Origin of the sequence: Pseudomonas sp. GV047 (assembly GCF_003058245.1) — a bacterium.
In the GTDB taxonomy this organism is placed as follows: domain Bacteria; phylum Pseudomonadota; class Gammaproteobacteria; order Pseudomonadales; family Pseudomonadaceae; genus Aquipseudomonas; species Aquipseudomonas marginalis.
In genome coordinates this window covers 291,451-306,227 of the sequence record NZ_QCWA01000002.1, presented here as the reverse complement: position 1 = coordinate 306,227, position 14,777 = coordinate 291,451, and the positions used below count along the sequence as shown (strand labels likewise).

The 14,777-nt window shown below is 59.0% G+C and carries 13 protein-coding genes; 8 read left to right on the top strand and 5 right to left on the bottom strand.

Annotated features, from left to right (window positions below; all coding sequences use genetic code 11):
• Positions 1 to 16 precede the first annotated feature (16 nt).
• A complete protein-coding gene (locus C8K58_RS06655; protein ID WP_108573439.1) occupies positions 17 to 1,252 on the top strand; it encodes a sterol desaturase family protein in 1,236 nt (411 codons plus the stop codon).
• Here C8K58_RS06655 and C8K58_RS06650 read toward each other — a convergent pair.
• Entirely contained in the window at positions 1,233 to 1,871 is a 639-nt protein-coding gene (locus tag C8K58_RS06650) for a DedA family protein (protein WP_092355821.1), read from the bottom strand. The two genes, C8K58_RS06655 and C8K58_RS06650, sit on opposite strands and share 20 nt — an antisense overlap.
• A 208-nt stretch (positions 1,872 to 2,079) precedes the next feature.
• On the opposite strand from C8K58_RS06650, the gene hemB reads away from it, so the two are divergent.
• Both hemB and ppk1 read left to right on the top strand, forming a co-directional pair.
• Positions 2,080 to 3,093, top strand: coding sequence for a porphobilinogen synthase (hemB, locus tag C8K58_RS06645; protein ID WP_108573437.1), 1,014 nt, complete (start codon positions 2,080 to 2,082; stop codon positions 3,091 to 3,093).
• An 18-nt stretch (positions 3,094 to 3,111) separates the two neighbouring features.
• Complete coding sequence (gene ppk1, locus C8K58_RS06640; protein WP_108573435.1) at positions 3,112 to 5,337, top strand: polyphosphate kinase 1; 2,226 nt, start codon at positions 3,112 to 3,114, stop codon at positions 5,335 to 5,337.
• 138 nt (positions 5,338 to 5,475) lie between these two features.
• Here ppk1 and ppx read toward each other — a convergent pair whose 3' ends face one another.
• Positions 5,476 to 6,978 (bottom strand): exopolyphosphatase, encoded by a 1,503-nt coding sequence (gene ppx / locus C8K58_RS06635; RefSeq protein WP_027608352.1) that lies wholly within the window; start codon positions 6,976 to 6,978, stop codon positions 5,476 to 5,478.
• Positions 6,979 to 7,473: 495 nt separating this feature from the next.
• Here ppx and C8K58_RS06630 point away from each other — a divergent pair, with 495 nt between their 5' ends.
• The 5 genes from C8K58_RS06630 to C8K58_RS06610 all read left to right on the top strand — a co-directional run bounded on the left by C8K58_RS06630 (position 7,474) and on the right by C8K58_RS06610 (position 12,749).
• Positions 7,474 to 8,133, top strand: coding sequence for a DUF1120 domain-containing protein (locus C8K58_RS06630; protein WP_081744497.1), 660 nt, complete (start codon positions 7,474 to 7,476; stop codon positions 8,131 to 8,133).
• A gap of 83 nt (positions 8,134 to 8,216) precedes the next feature.
• Complete coding sequence (locus C8K58_RS06625; RefSeq protein ID WP_158277070.1) at positions 8,217 to 8,864, top strand: DUF1120 domain-containing protein; 648 nt, start codon at positions 8,217 to 8,219, stop codon at positions 8,862 to 8,864.
• 92 nt (positions 8,865 to 8,956) lie between these two features.
• Positions 8,957 to 9,670 carry a fimbria/pilus chaperone family protein gene (locus tag C8K58_RS06620; protein ID WP_074847951.1) on the top strand — a complete coding sequence of 238 codons (714 nt, stop codon included), beginning with the start codon at positions 8,957 to 8,959 and terminating at the stop codon, positions 9,668 to 9,670.
• A gap of 135 nt (positions 9,671 to 9,805) precedes the next feature.
• Entirely contained in the window at positions 9,806 to 12,184 is a 2,379-nt protein-coding gene (locus C8K58_RS06615) for a fimbria/pilus outer membrane usher protein (RefSeq protein WP_108573431.1), read from the top strand.
• A gap of 58 nt (positions 12,185 to 12,242) precedes the next feature.
• Positions 12,243 to 12,749, top strand: coding sequence for a hypothetical protein (locus C8K58_RS06610; RefSeq protein ID WP_092355806.1), 507 nt, complete (start codon positions 12,243 to 12,245; stop codon positions 12,747 to 12,749).
• Here C8K58_RS06610 and C8K58_RS06605 read toward each other — a convergent pair.
• The 3 genes from C8K58_RS06605 to C8K58_RS06595 are packed head-to-tail and all read right to left on the bottom strand — an operon-like array spanning position 12,730 to position 14,769.
• On the bottom strand, positions 12,730 to 13,467 hold the full coding sequence (locus C8K58_RS06605) for an amino acid ABC transporter ATP-binding protein (RefSeq protein ID WP_027608358.1): 738 nt from the start codon (positions 13,465 to 13,467) through the stop codon (positions 12,730 to 12,732). The two genes, C8K58_RS06610 and C8K58_RS06605, sit on opposite strands and share 20 nt — an antisense overlap.
• The gene (locus C8K58_RS06600; protein WP_027608359.1) at positions 13,454 to 14,104 is read right to left on the bottom strand and encodes an amino acid ABC transporter permease; all 651 of its coding nucleotides are present in this window, start codon (positions 14,102 to 14,104) and stop codon (positions 13,454 to 13,456) included. The genes C8K58_RS06605 and C8K58_RS06600 overlap by 14 nt, the downstream gene beginning before the upstream one ends.
• Positions 14,101 to 14,769 carry an amino acid ABC transporter permease gene (locus C8K58_RS06595; protein WP_017736949.1) on the bottom strand — a complete coding sequence of 223 codons (669 nt, stop codon included), beginning with the start codon at positions 14,767 to 14,769 and terminating at the stop codon, positions 14,101 to 14,103. The genes C8K58_RS06600 and C8K58_RS06595 overlap by 4 nt, the downstream gene beginning before the upstream one ends.
• Between the last annotated feature and the right edge of the window lie 8 nt (positions 14,770 to 14,777).

Here is a 14,777-nt window from a genome sequence, read left to right as displayed (position 1 = left end):
TAGACCGGACCAGACCATGGACTTCGTGCCTTACGCGGTACCGTTTTTCATTGCCTTGATTGTGGTGGAGCTGCTCGCCGACCGCTGGCGTGGTCAGCGCAACTACCGGGTGGCGGACGCCATCAACAGCCTCAGCACCGGCGTGCTGTCCACCACCACCGGGCTGTTGACCAAGGGGGTGGGGCTGCTGACCTACGCGTTCGCCCTCAAGCACCTGGCGTTGATCGAACTGCCTGCCCACAGCGCCTGGACCTGGGTGTTCGCCTTTGTGTTCTACGACTTCTGCTACTACTGGCTGCACCGGATGGGGCACGAGCGCAACATCCTGTGGGCCGCGCACTCGGTGCATCACCAGAGCGAGGACTACAACCTCAGCACCGCCCTGCGCCAGACCAGCACCGGCTTCCTGCTGAGCTGGATCTTCTACCTGCCCCTGGCCGTGCTTGGCGTGCCGCTGGTGGTGTTTATCAGCGTGGCGTCCCTCAACCTCCTGTATCAATTCTGGGTGCATACCCGGCACGTGCCCAAGCTTGGCTGGTTCGAGTGGTTTTTCGTCACGCCCTCCAATCATCGGGCCCATCATGCACAGAACGCTCTCTACATGGATCGCAACTATGGCGGTGTGTTCATTCTTTGGGACCGGCTGTTCGGCACCTTCCAGGAAGAAGACGACAACGAGCCGGTGATCTTCGGCGTGACCACACCCTTGGCCAGCTGGAATCCGTTATGGGCCAACCTGCAGTTTTATGCACAGCTTTGGCGTGATGCGCGGCGTACCGAAAGTAAGTGGGACAAGCTGCGCATCTGGTTCATGCGCACCGGTTGGCGCCCGGCGGACGTGAAGGCCAAGTATCCATTGGCCAAGCCCGACTTGAGCCAGTTCCGCAAATTCGACGTGCCGCTGGACACGCGCCAACAGGTCTATATCGCCCTGCAGTTCGCGGCGTATGTGGGGTTTGGCAGCTATTTGATGAATGTCGGCGAGGGCCTGCCCAGTGCAGCGCTGGTTGTCGGCTGGGGGGCGATGGCGATTGGATTGTTTACCCTGGGGGTGGCCCTGGAGAATCGCCCGTGGGCGTTAAAGGCAGAGCTGACACGCCTGGCGCTGAATGTGCCGTTGGTGTGGCTGGCGCCGGTGGTCGGGCTGTGGCCGGCCAGCAACCTGGGCTGGCTGGGCCTGGTGAGCTACAGCCTGCTCAGCGTGATTGGCCTCTACTGTTGCAGGGGCCGGCTTACTCGACTGGTGTCTTAGGCGCTTCTACCGGGACGGGCTCGGCGGCGGCGAGCCGCGCCTTGGCATCGGCACAGGCCTGGCGGGCGATACGGGCATTCTTGAAGCGGCGGCGCAGCCACAGGCCAAAGCCCAGCAGCAGCAAGGCGCCCAGCACCCACAGCTCGTATTTCTTGACGCTGCCCAGCATGCCTTCCAGCACCGCGCCGAAGTGATAGGCCGCCGCGCCCAGGGCCGCCGCCCAGATTGCAGCACCAATACCGTTGAGGATCAGGTAGCGCAGTGGCGGGTAGCCTGACAGGCCGATCGCAACGGGCATTACCGTGCGTAAGCCGTAGACAAAGCGGAAGCTCAGCACCCAGATATCCGGGTGCCTGCGGATATGTTCCAGGGCCTTGTCGCCCATCAATTGCCAGCGCGGCTTGCGCGCCAACAGTTTGCGGCCGTGCTTGCGCCCCATGTAATACCAAAGCTGGTCGCCGGCGTAGCTGCCGAAGAAGGCAACGACCACCACCAGGTTGATATCCATGTACCCACGGAACGCCAGGAAGCCTGCGAGAACCAGGATGGTTTCGCCTTCGAAGAACGTGCCTAGGAAGAGGGCAAAGTAGCCGAAGTCATGCAGAAATTGTTGAAGCATGGTCTGGGTGCTGGCGAAATGAACGCGCAGCCTACGCCTTCGTGAACATTCATGAAAGTATCGAGATGTGTCACGAAGTGAACAATTCCTACATTAACCGACGAATGCGACTACAGGTCGCATCGTTAAGCACAACTGTCATACCTTCGTCATAATGCCCGCTTATAACTGCAACGCTCGCCCGTGAACCCGGGCTCAGGAGTCTGTCGTGAGCTTTACCCCTGCCAATCGCCTGTTCCCTGCTACCCGCCTGCGCCGTAATCGCCGTGATGATTTTTCTCGCCGCCTGGTTCGTGAAAACGTACTGACGACGGATGATCTGATCCTGCCGGTGTTTTTACTCGACGGTGAAAATCGCCGGGAAGCGGTATCGTCGATGCCGGGTGTAGAGCGTCTGACCATTGATCTGCTGCTTGAAGAGGCGGCGGGCTGGGTCGACCTGGGGATTCCGGCGTTGGCGTTGTTTCCGGTCACGCCGTCTGAACTCAAGTCCCTTGATGCTGCCGAAGCCTGGAACCCGGACGGTATCGCCCAGCGCGCCACCCGCGCCCTGCGCGAGCGTTTCCCGGAGCTGGGGGTGATCACCGACGTGGCGTTGGACCCGTTCACTACCCACGGGCAGGATGGCATTCTTGACGAAGACGGCTATGTTCAGAACGACATTACCGTCGATGCGCTGGTCAAGCAGGCGTTGTCCCATGCGGCAGCAGGCGCTCAGGTGGTTGCGCCGTCGGACATGATGGACGGCCGCATCCAGGCGATTCGCGAAGCCCTGGAACTGTCCGGCCACGTCAATGTACGGATCATGGCCTACTCGGCCAAGTACGCCAGCGCCTACTACGGCCCGTTTCGCGATGCGGTGGGCTCGGCGCTGAACCTGGGCAAGGCCAACAAGGCTTCGTACCAGATGGACCCGGCCAACAGCCATGAAGCCTTGCACGAAGTGGCGGCGGATTTGGCCGAAGGCGCCGACATGGTGATGGTCAAGCCGGGGATGCCGTACCTGGACATCCTTTACCGGGTCAAAGAGGAATTCAAAGTGCCGACCTTTGTGTATCAGGTCAGTGGCGAATACGCCATGCACATTGCTGCAATCCAAAATGGCTGGTTGAGTGAAGGGGTAATCCTAGAATCCTTGACGGCCTTTAAACGTGCCGGGGCTGATGGCATCCTGACCTATTTCGCCGCCCGCGCCGCCCAATTGCTTAGAGAGCAACAATAGCCCTCACAGGAACATTCGATGAATACCGAAGGACTTTCCGAAGTTGCCGTAAAAGACGCTCACCCGGTGGTGGAACAAGTCACCGAGACCCCGCCGGAGCACGAGCCGGCCGCGCCTGTGGCGGTAGCCGAAGCGCCAGCCCCGGCCCCGGTGGCCGCCGTGGTGACCAACCTGGATGACAGCAGCCTGTACATCCACCGCGAGCTGTCACAACTGCAATTCAACATCCGCGTGCTTGAACAGGCACTGGATGAGTCCTACCCGTTGCTGGAACGCCTGAAATTCCTGCTGATTTTCTCCAGCAACCTGGATGAGTTCTTCGAGATCCGCGTCGCCGGCCTCAAGAAACAGATCACCTTCGCCCGTGAACAAGCTGGCGCGGACGGCCTGCAGCCGCACCAGGCGCTGGCGCGCATCAGCGAGCTGGTACACGGTCATGTGGATCGCCAGTACGCGATCCTCAATGACATCCTGCTGCCGGAGCTGGAAAAACATCAGGTTCGCTTCATCCGTCGCCGCCACTGGACTACCAAGATCAAGACCTGGGTGCGCCGCTACTTCCGCGACGAAATCGCGCCGATCATCACGCCGATCGGCCTGGACCCGACGCACCCGTTCCCGCTGCTGGTGAACAAGAGCCTGAACTTTATCGTCGAGCTGGAAGGGATCGACGCCTTCGGTCGCGATTCGGGCCTGGCGATCATCCCGGCGCCACGCTTGCTGCCACGGATTATCAAGGTACCCGAAGAGGTGGGGGGCGCTGGCGACAACTATGTATTCCTGTCGTCGATGATCCATGCCCACGCCGATGACCTGTTCCAAGGCATGAAGGTCAAGGGCTGCTACCAGTTCCGTCTGACCCGTAACGCCGACCTGGCGCTGGATTCCGAAGACGTCGAAGACTTGGCCCGTGCCCTGCGCGGTGAGCTGTTCTCGCGGCGCTACGGGGATGCGGTACGCCTGGAAGTGGCCGACACCTGCCCGAAACACCTGTCGGACTACCTGCTCAAGCAGTTCAACCTGGGCGAGACCGAGCTGTACCAGGTCAATGGCCCGGTGAACCTCACGCGCCTGTTCAGCATCACCGGCCTGGACAGCCATCCGGAGCTGCAATACACCCCGTTCACCCCGCAGATCCCGAAACTGCTGCAAAACAGCGAGAACATCTTCAGCGTGGTGAGCAAGCAGGACATCCTGCTGCTGCACCCGTTCGAGTCCTTCACCCCGGTGGTCGATCTGCTGCGCCAGGCCGCCAAGGACCCGCACGTATTGGCCGTGCGCCAGACCCTGTACCGTTCCGGTGCCAACTCGGAAATCGTCGACGCGCTGGTAGACGCTGCGCGCAACGGCAAGGAAGTCACTGCGGTGATCGAGTTGCGCGCACGCTTTGACGAAGAGTCCAACCTGCAACTGGCCAGCCGCCTGCAAGCGGCCGGCGCGGTAGTGATCTACGGCGTGGTTGGCTTCAAGACCCACGCCAAGATGATGCTGATCCTGCGCCGCGAAGCCGGTGAGATCGTGCGTTACGCCCACCTGGGTACCGGCAACTACCACGCCGGCAACGCCAAGCTCTATACCGACTACAGCTTGCTGACTTCCGACGACGCCTTGTGTGAAGACGTCGGCAAGTTGTTCAGCCAATTGATCGGCATGGGCAAGACCTTGCGCATGAAGAAGCTGCTGCACGCGCCGTTCACCCTCAAGAAGGGCATGCTCGACATGATTGCCCGCGAGACCCAGTTCGCCCTCGAGGGCAAACCGGCGCACATCATCGCCAAGTTCAACTCTCTGACCGATCCGAAGATCATCCGCGCGCTGTACAAGGCCAGCCAGTCCGGCGTGCGTATCGACCTGGTGGTGCGCGGCATGTGCTGCCTGCGTCCGGGCATTGTCGGCGTGTCGCATAACATCCATGTGCGCTCGATCATCGGCCGCTTCCTGGAACACACGCGGGTGTTCTACTTCCTTAACGGCGGCGAGGAGCAGATGTTCCTCTCCAGTGCCGACTGGATGGAGCGCAACCTCGACAAGCGTGTGGAGACCTGCTTCCCGGTCGAGGGCAAGAAGCTGATCATGCGGGTCAAGAAGGAGCTGGAAAGCTACCTCACCGATAACACCCACAGCTGGAGCCTGCAGTCGGATGGCCGTTACGTGCGTAACACGCCGACCGGCAACCAGAACCCGCGCAGTGCCCAGGCGACGTTGCTGGAGAAGTTGGGTAGCCCGATTCTGTCGGTGAACTAATAGACAACACGCTCTGAAAATGTGGGAGGGGGCTTGCTCCCGATTGCGGTGGTTCAGTCAAAGTATTCGCGACTGACACACCGTAATCGGGAGCAAGCCCCCTCCCACATTTGTTTTTGCAGTGTTCATGAGATCGGGTTAGCGCAGGTTCAGGCTGAACCCCACCCGCGTCAGCCACTCCGCTTCCTGGGCGAAGTCCGCCTGGGTCAGCTGGTTCTCATCCAGCCAGCCTTTGGGGAACACGACATCCAGGCTGTCGCCATTGGCGCGCAGGGTCACCTGGGGCATCTGCTGGGTGCCACGAATGTGGTGGAACAGGATCGCGAAGCGCAGCAGCACGCACAGGCGGATCAGCTTGATGCCTTCATCGCCGAACTCGGCAAACTTGTCCTTGGGAATATTGCGACGATGGCCGCGCACCAGCAGTGCGAGCATCTGCTGGTCTTCCCGGGAGAAACCCGCCAGGTCGGAGTGCTCGATCAGGTAGGCGCCGTGCTTGTGGTAGTGGTAGTGGGCGATATCCAGGCCCACTTCATGCACCTTGGCCGCCCAGCCGAGCAGTTCGCGCCATACGCCGTCTTCCAGGTCCCAGTCCTCGGCGACCTGATCGAACGCATGCAGTGCTTTACGCTCTACGCGGGCTGCCTGCTCCTGGTCGACGTGATAACGCTCCATCAGCGAGGTGAGCGTGCGTTCACGCACGTCCTCGTGGTGATGGCGGCCCAGCAGGTCATACAGCACACCTTCGCGCAGGGCGCCGTCACAGTGGTCCATGCGTTGCAGTTCGAGGGCGTCGAAGATCGCCTCGAGAATCGCCAGGCCGGCCGGGAAGATGGTGCGACGGTCCGGCTTGATGCCGTCGAAGTCGATCTTCTCGGCATCCCCCAGCTTGAACAGCTTGCGCTTGAGCCACGCCAGGCCTTCGGCGTTGACCTCGCCGGTGCCATGGCCGCCGGCCTTGAGCGCCAGGCCGATGGCACGGATGGTGCCGGACGAGCCGATGGCTTCATCCCAGGTCAGGCGGTGCAAGGCGTGCTCGATGCTCATGATCTCCAAACGCGCTGCCGTATAGGCCTGGGCGTAGCGCGCCGGTGTGATCTTGCCGTCCTTGAAATAGCGTTGGGTATAGCTGACACAGCCCATCTGCAGGCTTTCACGCAGCAGCGGTTCGAAGCGCTGGCCGATGATGAACTCGGTACTGCCACCGCCGATGTCCGCCACCAGGCGCTTGCCGGGGGTATCTGCGAGTGTATGGGACACGCCGAGGTAGATCAGGCGTGCTTCTTCGCGGCCGGAGATGACTTCTACGGGGTGGCCGAGGATTTCCTCGGCGCGACGGATGAATTCGCCCCGGTTACGGGCTTCGCGCAAGGCGTTGGTGCCGACGATTCGCACGGCGCCCAGGGGCATGCCGTTGATCAGCTGTGCAAAACGCTTGAGGCAGTCGAGCCCGCGTTGCATGGATTCTTCATTGAGCTGGCGCTCATCGTCGATCCCGGCAGCCAGTTGCACTTTCTCTCCGAGCCGCTCAAGGATGCGGATTTCGCCGTTCTGGGCCTTGGCCACGACCATGTGAAAGCTGTTGGAGCCCAGGTCGATGGCGGCGATCAGGGACAGATTCTTGGCTTGGGATTGCGGCATGGTTTGGGGGTCTCGGTCGATAACCTTGCCATCGTGCCACGATCGATCGCTGGAGCCAACGCGTAGTAACAGAGGATTTTTCCTCGTATACCTATAAGTGCTTTCTGCGTGGCGCGTAGGACCGGCCCACAAATGATGTATTACAAAGCCAGAAAGCACTGGGTTTTGTACTGGCTATTCTTGGTTTTATTGAGTTTGTCGATAAGTCTTACGCCGTTTTATGTTTGTCCTAACTTGCTGTTTCCCTGTTCGTATACATGGGGTTGTTTTTTAGAGTGGAGATAGGGATCACTCTTACATGAGGTGTCATTTTTTCCGGTTTTATTATTCTCTTGGAATATGAATACTCACGTTCGGCACCTGTCCCGGGTGGTGTTTATAGGTCGGAGCTTCAAGGACGAGATATTCATATGCGCACCAGGCGTGACGCAGGGGAGGTGTTCTGATCATTCAATAACTGGCCAGCCTATGGTCATTACTATGGATGAACGTTAGATGAAGAAGAATTACCCAGTAGTGGCGGGTCTATGCCTCGTCGTTGCGAGCCTGACTGTCCAGGCTGCCGATGTACGTGTAAAAGGCGCGATCGCTCCAGCCAGTTGCAGTTTTACACTCACCCGCTCGGTCATTGACTATGGAACTATTCACCCGAGCAGCCTGAGTCCGACAAGTTATACCAAGCTGGATAAGAAGAGTGTTCCCTATACGGTGAGGTGCAGTGGTCAGTCTAAAATAAAAGTGGGTATCAGGAGCGTTGATAATCGAGCTGGCTCGAGAATACCAGGCATGATGCTGGGGCAGTTTGGCGGGAACTACAAGGATCTCTACAATTTTGGTCTGGGGGCCACTTCCAGGGGGCAAAAAATCGGAGGTTATGTAGTGCACCTTCGAAATTCTGTAGCTGACGGCAAGTCGGTAGGGATTGTTAGCTCGGAAAATAACGGCGTACGATGGGAACCAAACAGTACCCAGGCAGTAGGCCACACTGCCAATATAGCCAGTTGGCGTGCGGGGAATGTGTATGCGCCTATATTGGTTAATGCTGTTTCCGGCAATGTTGAAGTTCAAGCCGTCATCAACAAGACGTCCGAACTTGATATGAGCAACCAGATCAACCTGGACGGCCATTTCACCCTGGAGTTGCGCTACCTCTAGATTTCTCCACATAGGTATCCATGGCGTGCTGACTATGAAGTGTCAATCAGCACGTGTCTCTTTGGCTATTGTCGATGATTGCTATGAAGAAGATTATTTCGTTATCAGGCATGTTTCTCGCTATGTTGGGTTTGAGTGCGCAAGCCGCGGACTTACGAGTGAGAGGCTCCATTGCGCCTGCCAGTTGCAGTTTTACTATTGTTAATTCAACGATAGATTACGGTCGGATCGATCCTAGGTCACTGAGTGCTACTAACTACACCAAACTGGCCAAAAAGGGGACGCCTTACACCGTCAGGTGTGCATCGCCCACGTTTGTTGGTATTAAGACACAGGATAACCGCGCGTCCAGCAAGGTGCGCGGCATGATGGTGAGTCAGTACAATATTACTTATAACGATGATTTCAATTATGGTCTTGGGTTTACCTCGAAGAATGAAAAAATCGGCGGCTACGTGGTTTTCATGGAAAACAACATTGCCGATGGTAAAGCTGTACTGGTTGCGCGGTCTAATAATAATGGCGCGAGTTGGGGGATCACCGATCCTGTCTTGGGGCAGTCAGCCAAGGTTGGAAGTTGGCGTACGAACGCCAGCTATTCGCCGATTAAAATAACCGTCGTCTCGGGGAATTTGAATGTCCAGCCAGTGATCAATAAAACATCTGCGCTGAGCATGAATAACGAAATAAAACTTGATGGCCATACAACCCTGGAATTGGTCTATCTCTAAAAGCTTCCAGGCGATTCAGGTCGGCTTGCAGTCTCTTTGGCGGCAGCCAACCTGATTCGGCGTGTTTCGTTATTGCTGTGAAGGAAGTGTTGATGCTTGTTTCTACAAGAAAAAAATCTATTCTGGCCGGTTGTTTGTGTCTGGGTTTTGTTTTCTGCCGTGCCGCGTATGCAGACGGCATGGAGCCGGAAACAACAGTTGTCATTCTCAATGAGGCGGATGGTGAAGTCAGCATCAATGTCACCAATACGGACCCAAGTCCTGCCTTGCTTCATTCAGTTATCGAAGATATACCGGAAGACCCGGAGCCTTTAGCCGTCATTACTCAGCCCGTTGCGCGTGTCGATAGCGGTGAGCGGCAAATGGTCAGGGTTATGGCAATCAATAAGGAGCCTCTCAAAACCCAACGTTTGAAGCGCATTACGTTTGAAGGTATTCCCCAGGCCCAACCCGGCTCGGGCGCGACAATTGGTATCAGCCTACGGCAAAACCTGCCGCTCATTCTCCACCCCAAAGGTTTACCTCAACATCATGCACCGTGGGAGCTGCTGACCTGGAGCCTTCACGGCAATACCTTGAGCGCACGCAACAACAGCCCCTATGTGGTGCGCCTGGCGGCTGAGGTGGTCTTGAACCCGCAGAAGGTGAATGCGCTTTTGCCGCGTACCTATATCTTGCCGGGCGAAACCCTCAGCGTTGCCGTGGAAAAACGTTCTGCCGCCACGTCGGTCACCCTTATGCCGGCCACGCTCTATGGGTTTTCCGTCGATAGCTACGAGGCTTTGCTCGTAGCGAATCAGCCGTGACCTGCCATGGGAAAAAAAGCCAGCAGGTTTTGTAGCGCCGTACGTGGGCAGCCATCCCGGGCGCCAATAAAACCTGAGGAGGCTTTCAGGCGAAGCGGAATCAGCCTTTCGGTTTGGGCGGCGGTGGTGTCGGGAATGGCCGCTGACGTTTACGCCGCGCCGGCGGCGGTGCTCGGATTTGACCTTGCCACCTTGCAGGCGCGTGGTATCGACCCTTCAGTTGCGCGCTACTTTCAGCAAGCCCCTCGGTTCAGCGAGGGCACGCGCGTCGTCGATTTGACGGTCAACGGTAATCCCATCGGGTTGACTGACGCGCGGTTTAACCATGAAGGCGCGCTGTGTTTCAACCGTGGGCTATTGGATCGGGCGGGACTGCAGATTCCCGCCACGGTGATCGATAAGCAAGTCTCTGCCGCCCAGGCCTGTCATGACTTTATTGCCGAGTATCCGAAAACGGTAGTGACCTTGCGCCCAGGGCGTGAGGAGGTTGTGCTGGTCGTCCCGACCCAGGCGCTGCGCGACATGCAACAAAGCACTGGTCATTACGCCCGGGGAGGTGCAGCGGCGCTGGTCAACTACGATGTCCAAGGCGTCAATGCCCACTCGCGGGGGGATCGAGGGCGCTTTTTATCCGCTTCAACGGAAATGGGTTTCAACGTGGGCAATTGGATCGTCCGCAGTCGTCAGCTCTATCTCTCCAACGATGAGCGTTCGGCGACTGAGCATCTGTATGCATACGCGCAGCGCGATATCGCTCCCTTGGCTTCGACATTTCAGGCAGGCCAGATATCGGCTGATAGCCCCGTGTTCGGTGGTGTTCAACTGATCGGTGCACAGCTGTTTCCTGACGGAATGGAAAACCGCACCAGCAGCAATGGCGTTTTGGTTGAAGGGCGGGCGCGGAGTCAGTCGCGGGTGGAAGTCCGGCAGTCCGGCGCATTGATTTATACCACTCTCGTCCCGGAAGGGCCGTTCACCTTGCGCAATTTGCCACTGCTCAATGGCACCAGCGACCTCGACGTCAGGGTTATCGAAATCAAGGGGGGGCAACACAGTTTTATCGTGCCGGCCGCCTCGTTCCGTGGATCGGTTCCGATTAAATCGGGATATACCGCTGCAATAGGGAAGGTGCGTGATGTGGATCGAAGGGGCGCCGCCGAGCCTCTGTTGGCGATGGCCAGCGGAACGTGGGCGTTAGGGGAGGACGCGGCCCTCAGTTCGGGAGTTCAGGGCACGGACAACTACCACTCGGTGGGCCTGGCGTTGGACAGCAGCTTTGACCAGCGGTTTTCACTGGGATTGCGCAATAACCTTTCCCATGACCGTAAGCAAAAGGTACGCGGTTCGCGTAGCGGCGTTTCGTTTGGCAGTACGCTGCCGGGCAACGTCCAGATGAACTTGAGCGCCACTCGCCAGACCTCGGGTTACCGGGATGTGCTCGAAGCTGTTGGCGGCGAGCCTGGCGAGGTACAGGGGGCGCGCGCCAGGCACCAGTACACGGCAGGCTTCAGTTGGTCAGACCCTCAATTGGGTGGCTTCGCTGTCGGTTATTCCCGTTCGGCTCATTTCGACAATCGTACTTCCCAGCATATCTACGGCGCGTGGAACAAAAACTTCAGGCACGCCAATGTTGCCGTGAGCATTGACTCCCAGGTAGGTGCGTCAGGCGACTCCAGAGACAAAAATGATGGCTTGGGCATGCGCTTGCAGATCACTGTTCCACTGGGCAGTGACCGCTCCGTGACCTCGACGGTTCGACGCCAAGGGCGTCATGCCGGTATCGGTACAGCCTACAGCGAGCGCGTGAATGACACCCTGAACTACGAGTTAAGGGGCGAGCGCGACCTGAGAGGTACCAGCGATCAGTCGGTGGGTGGAACGCTCAACGCGACGTCTCGTTATACCCAGCTCGGCCTGGGGCTCAATCGAGACTCGTCCAGCACGATCTATAGCGGGCAGCTACAAGGCGCCGTGGTTGCTCACGAGCGAGGCCTCACACTGTCTCCCTACCGTGTCGAGGACACTTTCGGTGTGGCGTCGGTGGGGAATATTCCGGGGGCTCGCATCAGTACCCCTCAGGGGCCCGTCTGGACCGACCGCTGGGGAATGGCCGTGATTCCCGGCTTACCCGCTTATCAGGGCAGCCTTGTCGAGGTGGACGGTAAAAGCTTGCCACGCCAGGTTGATCTCAATAATGGCACGAAGATGCTGGAGGTCGGGCGAGGCTCGTTCAGTACGGTCGAGTTTGAAGTCTCGAAGGTTCGCCGGATGCTGGTGCGTGTCCGCGACCCAAGCGGGCAGCCGTTGCCCAAGGGGACGTCGGTGCTTGCCGCCGATAACACGTTCCTGACCACGGTGGTGGGGGACGGAATGATCTTCCTCAACAATATTGAGCATTCCCAGGTACTGACCTTGTCGTCGCCGAATGCGACTCCCTGCAAACTGCAACTCGATCTGGCGGAGCCCAGCTATGACGGCCAACTGTATGAAACCTCCTCAGCGGTCTGTCGTTAAGGCCGCCCTTGTCTCGGGACGCTTTCCAGGCGGGGTTGGATTACTGGCGGGTCTCTTGATGATTGCTGACGTTTCGGCGTCGGAATGCCACCTGTCATTGAGCCGGCCGCAGATCGACTACGGACCGTTGCGCGTCGACACACAGCCCGGACCCCACGGTATTTCCATCGGTAGACGCACGGTGCACCTCAGCGTGGTTTGCCCTGAGGCGGCGGTGATTGCGCTGCGTTTCCGCGGTGCGCCAGCCGATGCGCAGGGTTTCAGTTTTGGCCCTCACGGGCGCTTTGATCTGAGCCTTCGACAGGCATTGCTGGATGGCCAGGCCGTCGAACTGGTGTCGATGCACAACCGCACTGAACGAGACGGGCAGCTGCGCCCCGGCGGTGTGCTGGTGCCACTGAGGGCCGGGCAGCCAATCGCCGGTCGAGTCTTTTCGGCTCAGGTGCAGGTCGATACCTATCTAGCGGGCACCCACCCCGCCGTGCGCGATAAAACCCTGCTGGAGGGGGGAGGCCGTTTCGAAATGGTGCCCGATGGCTGGGCGGTCAGGCGTGCGCTTCGGTAGTGCCGATGAAGTTCGCCAACTCAGCAGTCTGCGGGTTGGCAAACAGCACCTTCGGATCGCCGACTTCATGCACTTTGCCTTGGTGCATGAACACCAGCTTGTCGCCCACTTCCCGGGCGAAGCGCATTTCGTGCGTCACCATGATCAAGGTCATGCCGTCCTTGGCCAGTTGGCGCACCACGCTGAGTACTTCATTGACCAGCTCCGGGTCCAGGGCCGAGGTGATTTCATCGCACAGCAGCACCTTGGGCGACATGGCCAGGGCGCGGGCGATGGCAACGCGTTGCTGCTGGCCGCCGGACAGGCGATCGGGGAAAGCGTCGAATTTCTCGCCCAGGCCCACGCGTTCCAGCATTTGCCTGGCCAGTTGTGCTGCCTTGGCCTTGGGCACTTTCTGCACCACTTGCGGTGCGAGCATGACGTTTTCGCCCACGGTCAGGTGCGGGAACAGGTTGAACTGCTGGAACACCATGCCGACTTTCTGCCGCAGGCTGCGCAGGTCGGCGCGGGCGGCGTCGAGGTATTCGCCATCCACCTCGATCACGCCGTCGTTGATCGATTCCAGGCCATTGAGGGTGCGCAGCAAGGTGGACTTGCCCGAGCCGCTGCGGCCGATGATTGCCACGACCTGGCCTTCTTCAACGGTCAGGTCGATGCCCTTGAGGACGTGGTGATCGCCGTAATACTTATGCAGGGCGGAAATTCTAAGCAGAGGCATGCAGTCTCCTTTCCAGGTAGCGCGCACTGAGGGACAAGGGGTAGCAGAGCAGGAAGTAACCGAGGGCCACCAGGCCGTAGACCATGAAGGGCTCGAAGGTGGCGTTGGCGAGCATGCCGCCGGTCTTGGTCAGTTCGGTAAAGCCGATAATTGAAGTGACGGCGGTGCCTTTGACCACTTGCACCGAGAACCCAACGGTGGGCGCCACGGCAATGCGCAGGGCTTGTGGCAGGATCACGTAGCGCAGTTGTTCAAGCGGGTTCAGCGCCAGGCTGGCCGATGCTTCCCACTGGCCATGGGCGATGGAGTCGACGCAGCCGCGCCAGATTTCGGCGAGGTAGGCGCTGGTAAACAACGTCAAGGCAATCGCCGCTGCCAGCCAGGGTGAAATATCCACCCCCAGCAGGGCGATGCCGAAGAACACCAGGAACAGCTGCATCAGCAGCGGCGTGCCCTGGAACAGCTCGATATAGGTACGCGCAAGATTGCGCGCGAATGCCTTGCGGCTGATGCGCAGGGTCATCACCAGCAAGCCGATCAGGCCGCCGCCGATAAACGCCACGAGCGACAGCAACAGCGTCCACTGCAGGCCCGTAAGCAGGTTGCGCACGATGTCCCAGAAGGAAAAATCACTCATCGGCTGTTCCTCATCACAAAGCGGCGGCCGATCCAGTTGAGCAACTGGCGAATCATCAACGCCATGCACAGGTACACCAGGGTGGTCAGGGCATAGGTTTCGAACGCGCGGAAATTGCGTGACTGGATAAAGTTGGCGGCAAAGCTCAGCTCCTCGGTGGCGATCTGCGAACACACCGCCGAACCGAGCATCACGATGATGATCTGGCTGCTCAAGGCAGGCCACACCTTGCCCAGCGCCGGCAGCAGCACCACATGGCGAAACGCTTCGAAACGCGTCATCGCCAGCGCGGCGGCGGCTTCCAGTTGCCCGCGCGGTATGGCCTGGATGCCGGCGCGGATGATCTCCGTGGAGTAGGCCCCCAGGTTGATCACCATCGCCAATACGGCTGCTTGCCACTCGGTAATTTTCAATCCCAGGGAGGGCAGGCCGAAGAAGATGAAGAACAGCTGCACCAGGAACGGCGTGTTGCGGATCAACTCGACATACACCCCGAAGAACCAGGCAAAGGGCTGGATCTTCCACGCCCGCACCACGGCGCCGACAGTGCCCAGGGCGACGCCCAGGATTGCGCCGATAGCCGTCAGCTCAAGGGTGAACAGCGCGCCGCGCAACAGCAGATCGGTATTGGCCAGCACCGGCACAAAGTCGAATTGATAGGCCATCAATCAGC